17 protein-coding genes are annotated in these 19,604 nt (G+C 73.0%); 10 read left to right on the top strand and 7 right to left on the bottom strand.

The genetic code is table 11. The features are described 5' to 3' along the window. Positions 1–545: 545 nt before the first annotated feature. Positions 546–1,379 (bottom strand): SDR family oxidoreductase, encoded by an 834-nt coding sequence (locus ACFQH9_RS19085; protein WP_379567509.1) that lies wholly within the window; start codon positions 1,377–1,379, stop codon positions 546–548. A gap of 60 nt (positions 1,380–1,439) precedes the next feature. On the opposite strand from ACFQH9_RS19085, the gene ACFQH9_RS19090 reads away from it, so the two are divergent. After that, positions 1,440–2,537 carry an alcohol dehydrogenase catalytic domain-containing protein gene (locus ACFQH9_RS19090; RefSeq protein WP_379567510.1) on the top strand — a complete coding sequence of 366 codons (1,098 nt, stop codon included), beginning with the start codon at positions 1,440–1,442 and terminating at the stop codon, positions 2,535–2,537. Positions 2,538–2,543: 6 nt separating this feature from the next. Here the strand turns inward: ACFQH9_RS19090 and ACFQH9_RS19095 are convergent, their stop codons facing one another. Genes ACFQH9_RS19095 through ACFQH9_RS19115 form a run of 5 tightly spaced genes read right to left on the bottom strand, consistent with a single transcriptional unit; the run spans position 2,544 to position 7,073 of the window. Further along, on the bottom strand, positions 2,544–3,239 hold the full coding sequence (locus ACFQH9_RS19095; RefSeq protein ID WP_379567511.1) for an ABC transporter ATP-binding protein: 696 nt from the start codon (positions 3,237–3,239) through the stop codon (positions 2,544–2,546). Further along, positions 3,223–3,987 carry an ABC transporter ATP-binding protein gene (locus ACFQH9_RS19100; protein ID WP_379567512.1) on the bottom strand — a complete coding sequence of 255 codons (765 nt, stop codon included), beginning with the start codon at positions 3,985–3,987 and terminating at the stop codon, positions 3,223–3,225. The genes ACFQH9_RS19095 and ACFQH9_RS19100 overlap by 17 nt, the downstream gene beginning before the upstream one ends. Next, positions 3,974–4,984: a branched-chain amino acid ABC transporter permease gene (locus tag ACFQH9_RS19105; RefSeq protein WP_379567513.1), complete on the bottom strand. Its 1,011-nt coding sequence runs from the start codon at positions 4,982–4,984 to the stop codon at positions 3,974–3,976. Before ACFQH9_RS19105 ends, ACFQH9_RS19100 begins: the two co-directional genes overlap by 14 nt. Further along, positions 4,981–5,853, bottom strand: coding sequence for a branched-chain amino acid ABC transporter permease (locus tag ACFQH9_RS19110; protein ID WP_379567514.1), 873 nt, complete (start codon positions 5,851–5,853; stop codon positions 4,981–4,983). The genes ACFQH9_RS19105 and ACFQH9_RS19110 overlap by 4 nt, the downstream gene beginning before the upstream one ends. Before the next feature lie 14 nt (positions 5,854–5,867). Next, positions 5,868–7,073 (bottom strand): ABC transporter substrate-binding protein, encoded by a 1,206-nt coding sequence (locus ACFQH9_RS19115; RefSeq protein WP_379567515.1) that lies wholly within the window; start codon positions 7,071–7,073, stop codon positions 5,868–5,870. Between the two features lie 146 nt (positions 7,074–7,219). Here ACFQH9_RS19115 and ACFQH9_RS19120 point away from each other — a divergent pair, with 146 nt between their 5' ends. Genes ACFQH9_RS19120 through ACFQH9_RS19135 form a run of 4 tightly spaced genes read left to right on the top strand, consistent with a single transcriptional unit; the run spans position 7,220 to position 11,874 of the window. Next, positions 7,220–8,434: an ABC transporter substrate-binding protein gene (locus ACFQH9_RS19120; protein ID WP_379567516.1), complete on the top strand. Its 1,215-nt coding sequence runs from the start codon at positions 7,220–7,222 to the stop codon at positions 8,432–8,434. A 1-nt stretch (position 8,435) separates the two neighbouring features. Then, positions 8,436–9,326 carry a branched-chain amino acid ABC transporter permease gene (locus tag ACFQH9_RS19125; protein ID WP_379567517.1) on the top strand — a complete coding sequence of 297 codons (891 nt, stop codon included), beginning with the start codon at positions 8,436–8,438 and terminating at the stop codon, positions 9,324–9,326. After that, a complete protein-coding gene (locus ACFQH9_RS19130; RefSeq protein ID WP_379567518.1) occupies positions 9,323–11,152 on the top strand; it encodes a branched-chain amino acid ABC transporter ATP-binding protein/permease in 1,830 nt (609 codons plus the stop codon). Before ACFQH9_RS19125 ends, ACFQH9_RS19130 begins: the two co-directional genes overlap by 4 nt. A 17-nt stretch (positions 11,153–11,169) precedes the next feature. Further along, entirely contained in the window at positions 11,170–11,874 is a 705-nt protein-coding gene (locus tag ACFQH9_RS19135) for an ABC transporter ATP-binding protein (protein ID WP_379567519.1), read from the top strand. On the opposite strand, the gene ACFQH9_RS19140 is transcribed toward ACFQH9_RS19135, so the two are convergent. Then, positions 11,859–13,226, bottom strand: coding sequence for an MFS transporter (locus ACFQH9_RS19140; protein ID WP_379567520.1), 1,368 nt, complete (start codon positions 13,224–13,226; stop codon positions 11,859–11,861). The genes ACFQH9_RS19135 and ACFQH9_RS19140 overlap by 16 nt on opposite strands. 277 nt (positions 13,227–13,503) lie before the next feature. On the opposite strand from ACFQH9_RS19140, the gene ACFQH9_RS19145 reads away from it, so the two are divergent. The 5 genes from ACFQH9_RS19145 to ACFQH9_RS19165 all read left to right on the top strand — a co-directional run bounded on the left by ACFQH9_RS19145 (position 13,504) and on the right by ACFQH9_RS19165 (position 19,533). Then, a complete protein-coding gene (locus tag ACFQH9_RS19145) occupies positions 13,504–15,099 on the top strand; it encodes an ABC transporter substrate-binding protein (protein ID WP_379567521.1) in 1,596 nt (531 codons plus the stop codon). A gap of 234 nt (positions 15,100–15,333) precedes the next feature. Then, complete coding sequence (locus ACFQH9_RS19150; RefSeq protein WP_379567522.1) at positions 15,334–16,458, top strand: ABC transporter permease; 1,125 nt, start codon at positions 15,334–15,336, stop codon at positions 16,456–16,458. After that, on the top strand, positions 16,445–17,503 hold the full coding sequence (locus tag ACFQH9_RS19155) for an ABC transporter permease (protein WP_379567523.1): 1,059 nt from the start codon (positions 16,445–16,447) through the stop codon (positions 17,501–17,503). The genes ACFQH9_RS19150 and ACFQH9_RS19155 overlap by 14 nt, the downstream gene beginning before the upstream one ends. 18 nt (positions 17,504–17,521) lie before the next feature. Then, positions 17,522–18,556 carry an ABC transporter ATP-binding protein gene (locus tag ACFQH9_RS19160; RefSeq protein ID WP_379567524.1) on the top strand — a complete coding sequence of 345 codons (1,035 nt, stop codon included), beginning with the start codon at positions 17,522–17,524 and terminating at the stop codon, positions 18,554–18,556. Continuing rightward, a complete protein-coding gene (locus ACFQH9_RS19165; protein WP_379567525.1) occupies positions 18,556–19,533 on the top strand; it encodes an ABC transporter ATP-binding protein in 978 nt (325 codons plus the stop codon). The genes ACFQH9_RS19160 and ACFQH9_RS19165 overlap by 1 nt, the downstream gene beginning before the upstream one ends. Positions 19,534–19,604 lie beyond the last annotated feature (71 nt).

Consider the following 19,604-nt stretch of genomic DNA (forward strand, 5'->3'; position numbering starts at 1 on the left):
CTGGACCGACGACCTACACCACGCCCTGGGACACAACTTGGCGAAGGAGGCTGGAGAGGGACCTCGTGTCAGCGTTGTAGCTTCAAGGATGCTGGGGAGGGAAAAACTGCACGCCTATTCGATGTCCAGGTCGAGGAGTTCCGTTCCCTCCCGCTCGACGACGGACCCCGCCACGATCCTGTGATTCGATGCGCTGACCCGGGAGATGCGTGAGGGCGGGTGAACGGTGGTCGTGCATGCGCTGATCCCGGTCGGGACATCCCCGAGCACAACGCAAGTCCTGGGCCTGGGCGTGGTCTCCGACGACGACAGCCTCGACGGTGTAGATGATCGTCGCGGCGAGGAGCAGCGCACACGCCGGGTCGGCACTGCCTGCACTCCGGGTCAATCCCGCCCGCGATCGTCGGCTCTGCTGTGGCAGCCGTTGACGCACACCACCGCCGGGCCCGGTCGCGTATACGCACTCATGGACATCTCGTCTCCTGTGTGACGGAGCCGGTAGGGGGGAACCTGGCCAGTGCTGACCCGTGGAGCCTCGCCGACGGTCAGGACGAGGTCCCGAGACCGGTGATCCATTCGACTCCGCGGCGACGCAACGCATAGGGAGCCAGGCGCGCGAGCCACGCGGCGACGTGGTCGTCCGGTCCAAGCCGGACCCGCAGCCGGGTGGTGGGGGCATCGAGGACCTCGCACATCCGATGTGTCGCCTTCTCTGCGGGCCGGGCGTACCGGCCGAGTCGGGCCATCCGGGGGAGTGCGCGGGCCGCCTGGTCGCTGTAGGCGCTGTCCTCAGGGAGGACGGGGACGACGTTGCTCCCGAAGGCGGTGTCGTGGTTGCCCGGCTGAAAGACCACGACGTCGATGCCGAATGGCGCGACCTCGATAGCCAGAGCCTCGGCCCAGCCTTCCAGGGCCCACTTCGAGGCGGCGTAGATCGAGTACATCGGGTGCGGGACGTTCGCGGCGTTGCTCGACATCACCGCAATCCGGCCCGTGCCGCGCTCGCGCATGCCCGGCAGGAACAGCCGTGTCAGCTCCAGCGGCCCGACGAGGTTGGTCTGCAGCAGATGGTCCTGCTGGGTGCTGGTCAGGTCCTCGAAGAAGCCGGCGGTGGTGTAGCCGGCGTTGTGCAGCACGACGTCCGGGGCGTGTCCGAAGAACCCCTGCGCGTCGGTCACGACCCGGGCGCGGTCCTTCGGGGACGTGACGTCCAGCCGGGTCACCTCGACCGCGCCTGCGGCCTTCAGCTCGGCGCCGCGGCCCGGGTCCCGCATGGTCGCCAGGACCCGCCACCCGCGCTGTGCCAGCGTGGTGGCGATGTCCCGGCCGAACCCGCTGGAGGCGCCGGTGATCACGATGGAGCTCGGTGTTCCACGCATGCCTTCAGCGTCGTGCAGAGCCGCCTATTGCGCAAGCGCTTGGTTGGATAGCGTGGGCGGATGAGGATGCACGCCGCTGTGCTGAGTGGGTTCGGGTCACCGCTGGAGGTCCGGGAGGTGGATCTCGCGCCGCCCGGTCCCGGTGAGGTGCGGGTCCGCATCCGGGCGTCCGGAATCTGCGGGTCGGATGCGAAGGTCGCCGCCGGTCTGAACCCCCTCTACCCCGAGCCGGGGGTCGTGCTCGGCCACGAGAGCGTCGGCGTGGTCGCCGAGGTCGGGCAGGGTGTCGACTCCGTCGCGGTCGGCGACGCGGTGGTCATCGCGATGAACCGCTGGTGCGGGCGGTGTCGCGAGTGCGCGCGGGGCCGGGCCTATCTCTGCACCGGGGCGGCGCGGCAGAACGCGATCCGCGGGCTGCTGGCGGACGGCACGAGCAGGCTGTCGCTCGACGGCGCGCCGCTGCTGCCGTTCGTCGGGATCGGCTCGTTCGCGGAGTACACCGTGGTGGGGGAGTCGATGCTGGTCCGGCTCGGCGACGTGCCGATCCGTCCGGAGCTGGCGTTGGTGGCGTGCGGGGTGGTGACGGGCGTAGGCGCGGTCCGCAACGTCGCGGGAGTGGCGCCGGGGGACACCGTGCTGGTGGTCGGCTGCGGCGGGGTCGGCCTCGCCGCCGTCGCCGGTGCGGCGCTGGCGGGGGCGAGCCGGATCGTCGCCGCGGACACGGTGGCGTCCAAGCTGGACCTGGCGGTCGCGATGGGGGCGACGGACGTCGTGAGGGCGGGCGACGACCTCGCCGAGCGGGTGGCGGACGTCGTGCCGGGCGGGGTGGACCACGCCTTCGACGTGACCGGGGCGCCCGGCGTCCTCGCCCGCACGATGGCCGCGACCCGGCCCGGCGGCACGACGGTGCTGGTCGGCAGCCCCGCCGCGGCCGTCGAGATCCCGCCGGTGCTGTTCTTCGGCGGCCGGACCGTGCGGGGCTGCGTCGGCGGCAACGCCGTGCCCGCGGACGACCTCCCGCGCCTGGTCGACCTCGTCGCGACCGGCAGGCTCGACCTGTCGCCGCTGGTCAGCGAGACCGTCGGGCTCGCCGAGGTCGACGCGGCCCTCGCCCGCCAGAAGGCGGGCGAGGTCGCGCGGTCGGTGATCGTGTTCTGAGGGTCGCTACGCGCGGCCCAGGTAGTCCGCGAGCAGGTCCGCGTCGGAGCCCAGCTCTGCCGCGGGCCGCTCCAGGACCACCGTGCCGCCGCTCAGCACCAGCGCCCGGTCGCACAGCCGGGCGGCCAGGGCCACGTTCTGCTCGATCACGAGCAGCGACACCGAGTCCCGGATCGCGGCGAGCGCGTCCGCCACCAGGTCGACGACCACGGGTGCCAGCCCGAGCGACGGCTCGTCGAGCATGACCAGCGAGGGTCCGCCCACGAGCGCCCGCCCGATCGCGACCATCTGCTGCTCGCCGCCGGACAGCGCGAACCCGAGCCGTGACCGCAGCGGGACGAGCGCCGGGAAGAGGTCGTAGACTGCCTCGACCGGCGTGCTCGACCGGCGCCCCCGCGCGGTGGTGCCGAGGAGCAGGTTCTCGTGCACGCTCAGGTCGCGGAAGATGCGCCTGCCCTCCGGGACGTGCAGCAACCCCCGCCGTGCGATCTCCTCGGGGCTCGCCCCGGCGAGGTCGGTGCCCGCGAACCGGACGGTCCCGGTGTGGTCGACCAGGCCGCTGACCGCGCGCAGCAGCGAGGTCTTGCCCGCGCCGTTGGGGCCGAGCAGGGCCACCGACTCCCCCGCGCCGACGGTCAGGTCGACGCCGCGCACCGCGTGCGTCGTGCCGTGGTGGACGTGCAGGTCAGTGATCTCGAGCATCGGCCCTCCCCAGGTAGGCGCGGACCACGCGCTCGTCGGACCAGACGGCGTCCGGGGTGCCCTCGGCCACGGCCCGGCCGTTCTCCAGCACCAGCAGCCGATCGCACAGCGCGTCCAGGAACCGGATCTTGTGGTCGACCACGGCGATGGCGGGCACCGTCTCGCGCACCCGCACCAGCAGGGCGGTGAGCGCCTCGGTCTCGACGTCGTTCAGGCCCGCGCTCGGCTCGTCGAGCAGCAGCACCTGGGGGCGCGTGACCAGTGCGCGGGCGAGCTCGACGAGCCTGCGCTGCCCGTAGCTGAGCACGCCCGCCTCGGCGTCGCCGACCCGCTCCAGCCCGACGGTCCCGAGTGCCTCCTCGGCGGCCCGCCACCGGTCCCGCTCGGCCCGCACCATCCGGCGGCGCAGCAGCCAGGCTCCCGGGAGGCCCGCACCGCGGCGGTCCGGCGAGCCGAGCGCGATGTTCTCCAGGACCGACAGCTCCTCGAGGATCTGCGGGGCCTGGAACACGCGGGCGATCCCGGCGCGCTGCACCGCGTGCGGGCGGCCCAGCGGCACCGGCTCGCCGGCGACGGTGAGCGTGCCGCGGGCGCGCACCACCCCGCAGACGGCGTTGAGCAGGGTCGTCTTCCCGCTGCCGTTCGGGCCGACGAGGCCCTTGACCTCACCCGCGGCCAGGCTCAGCCCCACGTCGTCGACCGCCCGGACGCCGCCGAAGTCGACGGTGATCCCCTCAGCCCGCAGCATCGTCGGACACCTCCTCGCGGCGCGACCGCCGCACCAGGGACCGGATCCCGCCGACGATGCCCTGCGGCATCACCAGCACCACGACCAGCAGCAGGACGCCGTAGAGGATCGGCCCGTACGCCTCGGTGCCGCTGAGCAGGTGGGGGAGCGCTACGAAGACCGCGGCCCCGATCACCGGCCCCCACGGCGAGGACACCCCGCCGAGCAATAGCATCAGGAACAGCCCGATCGCCAGGTCGATGCCGAAGGAGTCGGTGGCGATCACGCCCTGCCAGTGCCCCACCAGTGCGCCCGCGAGCCCGCCGAGCGCGGAGCCCAGGGCGAACAGCGTGACCTGCACGCGGGAGCTCCGCACGCCCGCGAGGTCGGCGACGAGCCGGTTGTCGCGGGCGGCGACCGCCGCCCGGCGCAGCGGCGAGCGCTCGATCCAGACCGCGAGCAGCAGGGCGAGACCCAGTACGGCCAGGAAGAACCAGAAGACCTCCCGGTCCTGGACCAGCTCCAGCCCGCCGAGGGTGATCGGCGGGATGCCGACCGCCTGTCCGTTGGTGCCGGTGAACCCGGTGGCCTGGGAGAACACCGCGGTGCCGATCTGGGCGACCGCGAAGGTGGCGATGGCGAAGTAGAAGTGCTGGGCCTTGCGCACGGCCAGCCCCAGCACGGTGGCGACGACGGCGGCGGCGAGCGTTCCGGCGGCGACCGACAGCAGGAAGGCCTGGGGCCCGAGCATGCGGCTGACGAAGGCCGAGACGTAGCCGCCGAGGGCCATCATGAACGTCTGGCAGAAGGCGAACCGGCCGGCCAGCCCGAAGATCCAGTAGAAGCCGAGCCCGGCGACGGCGTAGACGAGCCAGAGGTTCACCAGGAACTGCGCCGAGCGCGTGGCCCCGACCAGCGGGCCGAGCACCCCGACGAGCACGACGAACGCTCCGACGGTCAGGTACTGCCTGCCCTGCAGCGCGCGTGGGGCGGTGGGGCGGTTCAGGGTCGCGGTCACAGTCGGCTCCGGGTGAGGCTCAGCAGGCCCGTGGGCCGCACGACGATCACGATCAGCAGCACGATCGCGGGCAGCACGCTCGCGAAGCCGGGGAACAGATAGCCGCCGACGACCTGCTGCACCAGCCCGATGACCAGGGCCCCGAGGACGACCCCCGGCAGGCTGCCGAACCCGCCGAGCACCGCCGCGGCGAACGCAGTGATCATCAGCCCGAACCCGAAGTTGAGGTCGACCGCCCCGAGCGGGGCGACCAGCAGCCCGGCCAGCCCCGCCAGCGCCGCCGACAGCGCGAACGCGACGACCGCCACCCGGGTCGCGCGCACCCCGCACAGCCGGGCGGTCTCCGCGTCGGTCGCGAGCGCCCGCAGCTGCCTGCCGAACGGGGTCCGTCCGAACAGGAGCAACAGGGCGAGCACCGCGAGCCCGGCGACCGCCAGCACGAGCACCCGCTGGCCGGAGACGGCGACGCCGGCGAACCGGACGACGCCGTCCCCGACGGGGCTAGGCAGGGCTCGGGGCGTCGAGCCCTGCCAGACCCCGATGGCCCCGCGGATCACGGTGGCCGCGGCCAGCGTCGCGATCACCACCACGATCACCGGCCTGCGGCGCAGCGGCGCGAAGGCCAGCCGCTCGATCAGCACGCCCACCCCGGCCATGACCAGCAGGACGGCAAGGTAGGCCGGGACCGTCGGCAGGCCCAGGTCCACCGTGGCCCAGACGCCGAGGTAGGCGCCGAGGGTGATGAGGTCGCCGTGGGCGAAGTTCACCACCCCGGTGGCGTTGTGCAGCACCAGGAACCCGAGTGCGGCGACCGCCAGGATCGCGCCCGCGGCGATGCCGCTCGCAGTCAGGGTGAGCAGGGTGTCCACGAGTCGTCCGGGACTCAGGCGCCCGCGGGCAGCGGGTCGAAGGTGAACCGGCGGGCCTCGGTGGCCGATCCGTCGGCGGCGTACTTCACGATGACCATCTCGTGGTGCAGCATGTGCCCGCCGTCGGCGCGGTACTCGCCCGTGCAGAGCACGCCGTCGGTGACCGCGAGGTCGGCCATCGCCGCCTTGATCGCCTCCGGCTCCGTGCTGCCGGCCTTCTCGATGGCCGCCTTGGCGATCCACACGGCGTCGTAGGTGCTCACCGAGACGCTGGTCGGCACGGCACCGAAGCGCTGCTGGTAGGTCTGCCGGAAGGCGACCATCCTCGGGTCGGTGGAGCTGGCCGGGTCGCACGGCACCGCGGCGACCAGCCGGTCCAGCGCGGGGCCGGTCACGAGCTTGCCGTTCACCGCGATCGGGGCCGAGCTGGCCGAGACCACCGGCGCGTCGATGCCGTTCTGCCCCAGCTGGTTCAGCTCGAGGGCGAGCGGGTTGGGGAAGGTGAAGCTGAGGATCGCCTGGGCGTCCCGCATCGGCAGCACGCTCTGGGTCAGGTCGGTCGCGGTGGCGTCGTAGGTCCGGACCGCGACGGGTGGGGTGCCCCGCTCGGTCAGCAGCCGCTCCTGGGTCGCGATGTTCGACGTGCCGAACGAGTCGTTGGTGGCGAGCAGCCCGACCCGGCTCGCCCCGAGGTCGTCGGTGACGTACCGGACGGCGGCCTCGTTCTTGTTGTCGTCGTAGGGCTGCAGGTACCAGGTCCAGTCGCTGGCGCCCTCGGCGCCGTTGCGCAGCGGCGCGGTCGAGCTGGTCGCGGAGAGCAGCGGGATCCCGGCCCGGTCGATCTGCGACTTGGCGGAGATCAGCGCGGTGGCCGAGGCGAACCCGATCAGCATCGCCGGGTCCTTGTCGACGGCCTCCAGGAACTGCGCGGCGGTCTTCTGCGGGTTCAGCACGTCCGAGGCGACCCGCTCGAGCTCCACCGGTCGACCCGCGATGCCGCCCGCGGCGTTGACCGCCTCCAGGCCGAGCGCCGCCCCGTGGTCGTAGTCGTCGATGGCGACGGCGCTCTCGCCCTTGACCTCCCAGAGGCCGACGAGCTTGACGGGACCCTCGTCGCCACCACCGCCGCCGGCGGCGCCACCGCAGCCGGCGAGTGTGACGGTCAGGGCGGCGAGCGCGGCCAGGGCGGTGGAGCGCGCTCCGCGACGGCGTGGGGGCATCTGATCGTCCTTGAGTCAGAGCGGGTGTGAGATCCGCATTATTTGAGCAAGCGCTTGGTATTGTCAACGCTTGACGGCGGCCGCCGGACTTCCTATTTTTCCACTTTCGACCAAGCGCTTGGTCGCCCAACGAGGGGTTGCCTGGAATGACACGCCGAAGCCCGATCCGCCCGACCCGGTCCCGCGTGCTGCGCCTCGCCGCGGCCGCGACGGCCCTGTTCACCCTCGCCGCTTGCGGTGGCGGCGCCGCCTCCTCCGGAGGGGACTCCGGAGAGCCCTTCCGGATCGGCGCGATCTACACCCTGAGCGGCCCGACGGCCTCGATCGGCGAGGTCTACCGCAGCGCGGCCGAGCTGTGGGTGAAGGAGAACCCGACGATCGCCGGGCGCCCGGTGGAGCTCGTGGTCCGAGACGACAAGGGCACCACCGACGGCGGCACCGATGCCGCCCGCAGCCTGGTCGACCAGGAGGAGGTCGACGCCGTCGTCGGGCGGGACCTGTCCGGCCCGACGACCGCGGTGCTCCCGGTGCTGACCCGCGCGAAGACCTTCTCGGTCACGATGAGCTCGCTGCCCGAGGCCGGCGACCCCGCCGAGAACCCCTACACCGTGCAGATCGAGGCCCAGAAGAAGCTGGAGGCGCCCTCGACCGTGGCGGCCGCGGCCTCGGCGGGCGCCCCGGATCTCGGCCTGCTGGTGGTAGACAACCCGCTCGGGCAGACCACGGTGGACACCGTGAACGCGGCGCTGCCGAGCAGCCCCGGCACCCGGGTGGTCGGCGTGGAGAAGTTCCAGACCGGCGCAACCGACGTCACCGCCCAGGTGCGCAAGCTCGTCGACGAGGGCGCCACCACACTGGTCATCCAGGCCGTCGGCGTTCCCGACTACGCCACCGCGCTCAAGGCGGTCCAGGAGACCGGTTTCTCCGGTCCGATCCTCGGCAACTCGGCGCTGGCCCAGCCCGCGTTGGCCCAGTCCGTGCCCGCGGACCTGCTCGGTCGCGCACGCGCGTCCGGCTTCACCCCATCGGTCCTCGGCGGCTCGCTCACCCCGCAGGTGGAGGCGTTCCGCACCGACCTGCACACGCAGCTGGGCACGTCCGACCTCACGTTCTTCCTGTACCTGGCCGCGACCTCCTACGACTCGTTCGGGCTGGTCAAGGCTGCCGCCGAGGGCGCGGGGTCGACCGACGGCCAGGCCATGGTCGACCACCTCGTGGCCAACCCGACCGAGGGGCTGCGGCTGACCTACCGGTTCAGCGCCGACGACCACCTGGGGCTGCGGGCCGAGGACCTGCGGTGGGGTGTGGCCGGCACCTTCGACGACGGCGTCGTGCAGGGCGACCCGAGCCTGAGCAGCTGACATGGACCTGATCGACACCCTGGTCCGCGGCCTGCAGAGCGGCGCGATCTACGCGCTGGTCGCGATCGGGCTCAACATCGTGTTCGCCACGACCAACGTGTTCAACTTCGCCCACGGCGAGCTGGTGATGCTCGGCGGCGTCGCCGGGGTCCTGCTGTGGACCTCGGCCGGCATCCCGGTCGTCCTCGCTCTGCTCGGCGCGGTGGCGCTCGCCGCCGTGCTGGGCGCGGTCACCGACCTGGTCGCGGTGCGGCCCGCCGTGCGCTCCCAGGCCGCCTCGGTATGGGTGCTGAGCACGTTCGGGTTCGCGATCATCCTCCAGACGGTCACCACGCTGGTCGTGACCGCCGAGCCGGGCTCGCCGCCCAGCCGACCGTTCCCGAACTTCTGGCCCGGGCCGGAGTCGTTCACCGTCATCGGGCTCACCCTGTCGGTGCCGCGGCTGCTCATGGTCCCCGCCGCGCTGCTGGTCGCGGGCCTGCTGGTGTGGTTCCTCCGGTCCACCGAGACCGGCCGGGGCCTCGGCGCGGTGGCCGACGACCGGGAGGCGGCCCAGATGCGCGGGCTGCCGGTCGGGCGGCTGTCGCTGGTCGCCTTCGCGATCGGCGGGGCCGTCGCGGGCCTGGCGGGCTTTCTCGCCGGACCGGTGACCCAGGCGTCGGTCGACGTCGGGCTCGCCTTGACGCTCAAGGGGTTCATGGCCGCGGCGATCGGCGGGATCCCGCACATCGGCGGTGCGCTGGTCGGCGGGCTGCTGCTCGGGGTGGTGGAGCAGGCGGCGGTGACCTACGGGGACTCGCAGCTGCAGGCGCCCGCCGCGCTGGTCGTGGTGCTCGTGATCCTGGTGCTGCGGCCTCAGGGTCTGGTGGGGCGACAGGTGAGGGTCGTATGAGCGAGCACGCTCGCGTCGGACCGGTCTCGCGGGCGGCGGCCGCCCTGCTGGCCGGCGGTCGGGCCTCCCTCGCCTCCGGCGCGGTGCTCGCCGTCGTGCTGATCGTGGCGATCCCGCTGCTGGTGCCGAACAACTACCGGCTCTACGCCTTCGTCAACGGCGCCGTCCAGCTCATCGCGGTGCTCGGACTCAACGTGCTGGTCGGGCACGCGGGGCTGATCTCGCTGGGCACCGCGGCGTTCGCGATGGTCGGCGCGTACACGGTCGCGCTGACCCACGCGCACTGGGACTGGCCGTTCGCCGCGGGGTCGGCGCTCGCCGTCGTCGTGTGCGCGGTGGTCGGGCTGGTGACCGGGATGCCGGCGCTCAAGCTCGGGCCGTTCGCGGTGGCCGCGATCAGCCTCGCCTACCTCTCAGTGGCGACCTCCCTGCTGTTGTTGTGGTCCGGGCTCACCGGCGGCGGCGATGGGCTGCCGGTCCGCGCGAGCGACCTCGACCTGAACCTGCTCTGGACCCTGCTCGCGGGGCTGGCGGCCGTGCTGTACGTGCTGGCGCGCAATGTGATCCGCTCCCCGCTGGGGCGCGCGATGCGGGTGGCCCGGCTGAGCAGGCCGCTCGCCGAGTCGCTCGGGGTGGCGCCCGCGCGGGTGCGGCTCACCGCCTTCGTGCTGGCCTCCGCGCTGGCGGGCCTGTCCGGCTCGTTCTATCCCATGATCAACGGTCGGACCACGCCCGAGCCCTTCTCCATCGCGCTCTCGGTGCTCGTGCTGCTGATGGTGATCCTCGGCGGCGAGGGCCGGATCAGCGGCCCGCTGCTCGGCGTCGTCGCGATGGTGCTGATCCCGATCGGGCTGAGCACGGTCTTCGCCGAGGGCGGGCAGGCGTCCACGCTGACCTACGGCGTGATCCTGCTGCTCACCGTACTGCTCGTCCCGCGCGGGCTCGCGGGCCTGATCCGGGGGCTGCTCGAACGCCTCGCCCGACCCGTGACCCGACAGGCGTCCCCCGAGCCCGCCGCGACGCTGGAGCTCGAGGTGCGGTCCGAGCCCGTCGGGCTGCGGGTGAGCGGGCTGGCCAAGAGCATCGGCGGGGTGCGCGCGCTCGTCGACGCCTCGCTCGACGCCGCGCCGGGCACCGTGCACGGCCTGATCGGACCCAACGGCTCCGGCAAGACCACCTTCCTCAACTGCGTGAGCGGGGCGCTGCGGCCGGACACCGGCACCGTCGAGCTCGGCGGGACACCGCTGACCGGGGCGGCCTTCCGGCGGGTTCGGGCGGGGCTCTCGCGCACCTTCCAGGCCCCGCAGCTGATGGTCGACGAGACCGCCCTGGAGAACGTGGTGCACGGCGCCGACGTGCACCGGCGGGCCTCGCACCTCGCTTACGTGTTCCGGCTGCCGTCCGCCCGGGCGGAGGCACGGGCGCGTCGGGTCGAGGCACGTGCCTGGCTGGACACCGTCGGCGTCGGACACCTCGCGGACGAGCGGGCCGGGGGGCTGCCCGCGGGTGCACAGCGGCTCGTGGAGATTGCCCGGGTGCTGGCCACCGAGCCGCGGATCGTGCTGCTCGACGAGCCCGCGGCCGGACTGTCCGGTCCCGAGACCGACGAGCTCGCGGCCGTCGTGCGGCGGGTCCGGGCGGCGGGCGTGACGGTCGTGATCGTCGAGCACGACGTCGACCTGATCATGGCGTTGTGCGACCGGGTCACCGTGCTCGACCGCGGCTCGGTCATCGCCGAGGGCACCCCGGCCGAGGTGCGGCGGGACCCGGCGGTCGTGGCGGCCTACCTGGGCGGCGAGCCCGCGGTGCCGGGGGCCGGCTCGTGAGCGCGGAGGGGACGGGCGTGGACCTGCGGATCGAGGGCCTGAGGGCCGGCTACGGCGGGGCGGAGATCCTGCACGGGATCGACCTCGAGGTGCCCGCGGGCAGCGTCGCGGCACTGGTCGGCGCGAACGGCGCCGGCAAGTCCACGCTGCTGGCCGCCGTGCTCGGCACGGTCCCGCGCACCGCGGGCCGGGTCCTGCTGGGCGGCGAGCCGCTGCCCGCGGGGGTGCGGGCCGCGACCTCGCGGGGGATCGCGATCGTGCCGGAGGGCAGGCGGGTCTTCGCCCGCCGCACAGTGCGGGACAACCTGCTCGTCGGTGCCTGGGGCAGGCGGGATCGCGCCGGGGTGCGGGCCGACCTGGAGTCGACCTACGCGCGGTTCCCGGCGCTCGAACGGCGCGGCGGTCAGCCGGCGGGCGCGCTGTCCGGCGGCGAGGCGCAGATGCTCGCGATCGGAATGGCGCTGATGTCCCGACCCCGGGTGCTGCTGCTCGACGAGCCGTCGCTGGGGCTGGCCCCGGTCGTCGTCGACGCCGTGCTCGCCGAGGTCCGGGCGCTGGCCGACGACGGGATGACCGTCCTGCTCGTGGAGCAGGTGGTGCGCAAAGCGCTGCGGGTGGCGGACCGCGGGCACGTGTTGCGGCTCGGGGAGATCGTGGTGGAGGGCGCCGCCGCCGACCTCGTGGACGACGTGGCGGTCACCCAGGCCTACCTCGGTCGCTGACCGCCGGCGGGTCGGGCCGCGAGGACCAGCGGCACGGCCAGCAGCGCGGCCGCGCTCCCCAGCGCGGCGACGAGGGTGAACCCCGCGGCCGACGGCTGCGGGGTCCCCCCGACGTCGAAGGTCATGGCGGCCAGCACCGCGCCGGACACCGCGCTTGCGGCCGTCGTCCCCAGGGAGCGGCTGAGTGCGTTCAGCCCGGCCGCGCCGGCGGCCTGGTCCGGCGGCGACGCGGTGAGGACCAGCGACGGCATCGCGGCGAACGCCAGGGCGGTGCCGATGCCGATCAGCGCGGACCCGGTGATGATCGCGGTGGCGGTGGCGCCGCCGACCAGCCGCACGAGGCTGCCCGCGAACAGCACCGCGAGCCCGAGCAGCATGGCGACGCGCGGGCCGCGGAGCTCGATCAGCCGCCCGCCCAGCGGTGCGACGATGGCCATGACCAGGCCCGTGGGCAGCAGGATCAGCCCTGCCGCGAGCGGGCTCATGCCGAGCCCGTAGCCGGTCTCGACGGGCGCCTGCACAACCCGGACCGTCGAGACGAAGTTGTCGAACAGGGTGAAGCCGGTCAGCAGCGAGGCCAGGTTCGTGAACAGCACGGTCCGCGTCGCGAATACCCGGACGTCGACGATCGGGTCCGGGGTGCGCCGCTGGGTCAGCACGAACACTGGGCCGAGCACCAGCGCCGCGGCGGCCGTGCCGAGCGTCGCGGGCGAGGTCCATCCCCAGTCGCGGCCCTGAGTCAGGGGGAGGAGGACGCCGAGGAGCACGCCCGAGAGCAGGAACGCCCCGCGGACGTCGACCGCGCGGCTCGCCTCGGCGGCGCCGGTGTCCCGCGGCACCACCAGCAGCACCAGCGCGACCGTTGACCCTGCGGCGACGGCGGTGGCCCAGAACAGGACGTGGTAGTCGAAGTGCTGGAAGGTCCAGCCCGCCAGCGGCAGGGCGACGGCCCCGCCGATCCCCATCATCGCGCTGATCGTGCTCACGGCCAGGCTCGGGCGGCGCACCGCGGGCAGCGAGTGGGCGAGGCTGATCCCGAGCGGGACGACGGCCATCGCGGTGCCCTGGGCGGCCCGGCCGAGCAGCAGTGGCACGAAGGAGGTCGCCAGGGCGCACAGCGCCGACCCGACCGTCAGCAGCCCGAGCGCCGTCACGAGCATCCGCCGCCTGCCGAAGGTGTCCCCGAGCCGGGAGAGGAGCGGGGTGGTGACCGCCGAGCTCAGCAGGGTGGCGGTGACCAGCCAGGCCGCGCTCGACGGGGACACGTCGAGCAGCGCGGGCAGGCTCGGGAGCAGGGGTACGACGAGGGTCTGGACCAGGGAGCCGCAGAGCGCGGCGGAGCCCAGGACCACGACACTGCCGCGGCGGGGTGTCTCGGGGGAGGGGGCGGGCAGGGGATCCGATCCCTTCGCTCGGCGAGAGCGGGCCGCGACGGCCCTTCCCGTGTCGTCCTCGACAGCGTGCCCAGTATGCCGGGCGGCCCGGTTCTGAGCAAGCATCTGCTTGGTAACCCGAGCCGAATCGGGCCACCTTGACAGGTGAGACCCAGGTCATGTTTGCTTCCGCGAGCAAGCGCCTGCTTGGTGCGCTGCTCGTTCCTCCCCGGTCAAGGATGATGTGGAGAGTGCCATGCGTGGTCGGCTGAGTACGGCCGTGGTGTCCGTCGCGATCGTCGCGAGCGTCGCGGCGTGCGGGGGAGGGGGTGGCTCCGGCGGCGCGGACGCGGCGACGGGGGAGTGCACGCCCGACCGTGTCGGCGGGTCGGTGTCGATGGGCACCTTCTCGGCGCCGAAGGGGCTTGACCCGGTGGGGCAGCCCGGCAGTGCGACGACAGGCGGGACGGAGATCACCGCCCTGTTCGACACTCTGATCAAGTACGACAGCACCACACAGACGTACCAGCCGGAGGTCGCCGAGTCGCTCACCGCGGACGACGCGACCAACCAGGTCTGGACGCTGAAGCTGCGGTCCGGAGTGAAGTTCGGGAACGGGGACCCGCTCACCGCCGAGGACGTGGTGTCGAGCATCGCGCGCCACCAGGACCCGTCGAACACTCAGGTGTCGCGGGGCGACGCGGCGACGATCGCGAAGTCCGACGTGCTCGACCCGTTGACGGTGCGCTTCACCCTGGACTCGCCGTACCCGCTGTTCCCGCGGGTGCTGGCGACGGACGTCGGGATGATCACCAACCCGCGGCTGGTCGCCGAGCGCGGGGCGGACGGGTTCGCGAACAACCCGGCGGGCGGCGGCGTCGGCCCGTACGAGCTGGAGCGCTACGCGCCGGGCGACGAGATCGTGATGAAGGCCAAGACGGACTACTGGGGCGGCCCGGTCTGCATCCAGAGCCTGCGGTTCGTCACCATCCCGGGCGCGCAGGGGACCTACGAGGCGCTGCAGAACAAGGAGCTCGACATCGCGTTCCTGCGCGAGCCGCAGGTGATCGACGAGGCCCGGCAGGCGGGTCTGGCCGACCTGTCGACGCTGTTCAACTTCGGCGAGGCCGTCGCGATGAACAGCAAGGCGGACCGCCCGACGGGGGACAAGTCCGTCCGGCAGGCCGTCGTCGCCGCGATCGACACGGAATCGGTGAACCAGCGGGCCTTCAACGGCACCGCGCTGGCCACCTCGGCGCTGGTCCACCCGGAGACGCCGGGGCTCTACGACGGCGTGGCCGGTCCGGCCTACGACCCGGAGAAGGCCAAGCAGCTGGTCGCCCAGGCCAAGGCCGCAGGCTGGGACGGCCGGATCCGGCTCCTGTCCGACAACGCCTCCACCCGCGTCGACGAGGCGATTGCGGTCAAGGCTCAGCTCGAGGCCGTCGGCTTCACCGTCGACGTCGACAGCACCCAGTCGCTGCAGGACGTGATCAAGAAGGTCGTCGCGGACCGGGGCTACGACCTGGTCCTGTGGGGCCCGCAGTTCTCCGCCGAGGGCCTGTGGGCGGTCATGAACCGCTCGTTCAACAGCGCCTCGAAGTCCAACTACTACAACTACTTCGACCCGCGGATGGACGCCGAGCTGGCGAAGCTGCGCATGGCGTCGACGCCGGAGCAGCAGAAGCCGATCGTCGCGGAAATGCAGACCATCCTGGACGACAACCCCTTCGCCGCGAACCTCGCGGCCTTCCAGGAGGCCAACGTCTACGACGCCCGCATCGGCGGGCTGGTCCTCGACCGCGGCAGCATCATCCGCTTCGACAAGGCCTTCGTGACCTCGGGCGACTGACGCGACCGAGGCCCGACCGACCGTGGTCGGTCACCAGGTCCGAGCGGGAAAGTAGCCTGACCTCGTCGCTACAGCAAGCAGTTGCTTGGCGTCTTGACACTGCGACGCAGCTCATGTTGGCTCGGATCGCTTCGAGCAAGCATCTGCTTGGTAGTAGATGTGGGCTCGCGCACTCCCGATCAAGGACGATGTGGAGGCAAGAATGCGTGGTCGGCTCCGCTCCCAGGGGGCTCCGTGCTCCGCGAGGTAGGCCGGATCGTCCTGCGGGTCCTGCCCGTCCTCTTGCTCGTCAGCATCGGGACCGCGCTGCTCGTGCAGCTGGTGCCGGGCGACCCGGCGGTGGCGGTGGTGGGGCCCGAGGGCACGCCCGAGCAGTACGCCGCGGTCCGCGACCAGCTCGGCCTGGACCGGCCCCTCTACCTGCGCTATGTCGAGTGGCTCGGCGGCTTCCTGCAGGGTGACCTGGGTAAGACCTTCGTGGCCCCGGTCCAGGACGTCGGCTCGCTCATCGCGAGCAGGCTGCCGGTGACCCTGGAGATCGCCGTGCTGGCCACGGCGCTCGCCCTCGCCATCGCCATCCCGGTCGGCACCTGGTCTGCCTACCGCTTCGGTCGCGGCTTCGACCGCGCGGCGTCCGGCGTCGCCTTCGGGCTCATTTCCGTGCCCAGCTTCCTGCTGGCCCTCGTGCTGATCTTCTTCGTGGTCTTCCGTCCGGACGCCGTGAAGGGTGCCCTGATCGGCCTGGTCGCCCTGGGAACGATGTTCCTGGCGCTGGGGACGGTCGGGGTCAAGGGCGAACGGCTCACCCCCGACGACAAGCGCAGGCGGCTCATCGCGGCCGGTGCGGTGCTGGTGGTCGGGGTGGGGCTGGTCCTGGTCATGCCGGACTTCCCGCGTCAGGGCTTCGCCCGGATCGAGACCGCGGGTCTTGCCGACAACCTGCGCAGCGTGTTCCTGCCCGTGCTGACCCTGGCCCTGGCCGAGGCCGCCCAGCTCACCCGGGTGCTGCGCAACGACATGGCTACGACCCTTGGGGAGGACTTCGTGCTCGCCGCGCGGGCCAAGGGGATGCCGGTCCGGCACATCCTGGTCAAGGAGGCGCTGCGGCCGTCGTCGTTCTCCCTGGTGACGGTGGCGGGGATCAGCTTCGGCCGGCTGCTCGGCGGCACCGTCGTGGTCGAGACGATCTTCCGGCTGCCCGGGATGGGCACGCTGATCGTGGAGAGCGTGGCCAAGAAGGAGTTCCTGGTGCTCCAGTCCGGGGTGCTGCTGATCGCCACCTTGTACGTGGTGGTCAACGCGCTCGTCGACCTCTCCTACCTCTTCCTGGACCCGAGGACCCGCCATGCCCGTGTCTGAGCGCGACGTCGCGCTGGTCGCCCCGCCGCCCCGGCGGCCGCGCCGCAGGCCCACCGTCAGCCCCACTGTCCTGGTCGGCGCCGGGCTGGCGCTCGCGGTCGGCGCCGTGTTCCTGCGGCCCGTCGACCCGACCGGCCTGCTCTGGATCGGCGTCCTCGCCGGCGGGGTCCTCGCCGCGTGGCGCGGCCTGACCGCCCACCTCGCCACCCGGCTCGCGCCGGGTTTCGAGCCGGGGGTCTGGCTGGCCGTCACCTGGCTCGTGCTGGTCGCGGGCGCCGCCCTGTTCGCGGACCTGCTGCCGCTGGCGGAGGGCCAGGACCCCTCGCTGACCCTGAACGAGCCGATCATGGCGGCGCCGGACCTGTTCTCCGCGCATCCGCTCGGCACCGACCGCCAGGGCCTCGACGTGCTGTCGGGGGTCGTCTACGGGGCCCGGATCTCGCTGGTCGTGGGCCCGGGTGCGGTGCTGCTCGGGCTCGTCGTCGGCGGGCTGCTGGGTGTGCTGGCGGGCTACCACCGCAAGCTCGTCGACAGTGGGCTGACCCTGCTCAACGACGCGCTGCTCGCCTTCCCGCCGCTGATCCTGCTGCTGGCGCTCGCCGCCGTCGTCCGGCCGAGCGTGCTGACCATGACCGCCGTGCTCGGCGTGCTGGCGATCCCCACCTTCTACCGGCTCGCCCGCGCGAACACGCTCGTGTTCGCGCAGCGCGGCTACGTCCTCGCCGCGCGGGCCGTCGGGGCCCGCGGGTCGCGGGTCCTGCTCAAGGAGATCGTGCCCAACGTCGTGATGGCGGCGCTGTCCTACGCCTTCGTCGTCGTGGCGGTGCTGATCGTGGCCGAGGCGTCGCTGAGCTTCCTCGGCCTGGGCATCCCCCGCCCGCAGCCCACCTGGGGGAACATGATCGCCGCAGGCCAGCAGGACGTCGAGCGCAACCCGCACCTGGTCTTCGTCCCCGGCGCCGTGCTGTTCCTGACCGTCCTGTCGCTCAACCGGGTCGGTGACTGGACCCGCAGGCACTGGGACCCCCGAGCCCGCAAGATCTGACGTCAGTGGAGACATGAGATGACCTCCTCGGTACGGCGGAAAGAGCACCTCGCAGGCGCCGCCCCCACCACCACCCCTCTGCTCGAGCTCCAGCAGCTCGAGACCTCCTTCCCCACCCCCCGCGGCCTGGTCCGCGCGGTGGACGGGATCTCGCTGAAGGTCCACGCCGGCGAGTGCGTCGGCATCGTCGGCGAGTCCGGCTCGGGCAAGTCCGTCCTGGTCCGCACGGTGATGAACCTGCTGCCGCCCACCGCCGTGCTCGGCGCGCAGAGCCGCGTCCTGCTCGACGGCGAGGACCTCGCCTCGCTGTCTCCGCAGCGGCGCAAGCACCTGTGGGGCCCGGAGCTGGCGATGGTCTTCCAGGACCCGATGACCTCGCTCAACCCCGTTCGGCGGGTCGGCGACCAGATCGCCGACCCGCAGCGCTTCCACCTCGGCCGCAGCCGGAAGGAGGCCCGGGAGTCCGCGGTGGAGCTGCTGACCCAGGTGGGCATCTCCGAGCCGCAGCGCAGGCTCGACCAGTACCCGCACGAGCTGTCGGGCGGGATGCGCCAGCGCGTGATGATCGCGATCGCGCTGGCCTGCGAGCCGCGGGTGCTGATCGCGGACGAGCCCACCACCGCGCTCGACGTCACCGTGCAGCGGCAGATCCTCGAGCTGCTACGCGGCCTACAGCGCGACCGCGGGATGGCGATGGTGCTGATCACCCACGACCTCGGCGTGGTCGCCGGGCACACCGACCGGGTCGCGGTGATGTACGCGGGCAGGCTCGTCGAGTCCGCGCCGACCCGCGTGCTGTTCGGCGAGATGGGCCACCGCTACACCGAGGCGCTGTTCCGCTCCACGCCGCGGGTCGAGCAGCCCACGCACAGCAGACTGGAGGTCATCGCGGGCCGCCCGCCGGACCTCGTCGCGCTGCCCGCGGGCTGCCGGTTCGCGCCGCGGTGCACCCACGCCGTCGAGCGCTGCGCTACCGACCTGCCGCAGCTCGAGCCCCAGGCGCACGAGCACCTGCTCGCCTGCCACAACCCCGTCGCACGGAAGGCGTCCTGATGGCCGGCTCGGGAACCGCCGCACTGCGCGACGAGGCGCTGCTGCGGGTGGAGGACCTCGTCGTGGAGTACCGCGGCACCGGGCGCGAGGTGTCGCACGCGGTGTCGGGGATCAGCTTCGACGTCCAGGCGGGGGAGACGCTCGGGATCGTCGGGGAGTCCGGCTGCGGCAAGTCGACGACGGTGCGCGCGGTCCTGCAGCTGCCCAAGCCCACCCGCGGCTCGGTCCGGTTCGACGGTCGCGAGCTCACCACGCTGCCCGGCGGCGCCATGCGCCGGGAGCGGCAGCGCATGCAGCTGATCCAGCAGGACCCGATCGCCGCGCTCAACCCGCGCCGCAAGGTGCGCGACATCGTGGCCGAGGGGCTCGACGTGTGGGGGGACGGCGGGGAGCGGGACGCGCGGGTCGCGGCGATCCTCGACGCCGTCGGGCTCGACGTGGACCTGGTCGGGGACCGCAGGCCCGGCGAGTTCTCCGGTGGCCAGTGCCAGCGCATCGCCATCGCCCGGGCCCTGATGCTGCAGCCCGAGGTGCTGGTCTGCGACGAGCCCGTGTCGGCGCTCGACGTATCCATCCAGGCCCAGATCGTGAACCTGCTGCACGACCTGGCCGACCGCTTCGGCCTGACCGTGCTGTTCGTGTCCCACGACCTGAGCGTGATCAAGCTGGTCAGCGACCGGGTGATGGTGCTCTACCTGGGCAAGGTGTGCGAGCTCGGGGTCACCGAGGGCGTGTACGCGCGCCCCGCGCACCCCTACACCCGCCTGCTGCTGGACTCGCTGCCCGTGCCGGACCCCGAGGTGACGCTGCCGCCGATCCCCGCCGTCGGCGAGATGCCCTCGGTCAGCGCCCCGCCCAGCGGGTGCCGGTTCCGGACGCGCTGCCCGCTGGCCACCGAGCGCTGCGCGCAGGAGGAGCCCCAGCTCGCCGAGGTCGGCCCGGGGCACCTCGTCGCCTGCCACCACCCGGTGGTCTGAACGAGGTCCCTCCGCGCGCGCGAAGTGGTAGTAGGTCACAGGGCCCGGCGGTTGCCGCCGGGCCCTGTGCG

Source organism: Pseudonocardia lutea, assembly GCF_042658055.1.
Lineage (GTDB): Bacteria > Actinomycetota > Actinomycetes > Mycobacteriales > Pseudonocardiaceae > Pseudonocardia > Pseudonocardia lutea.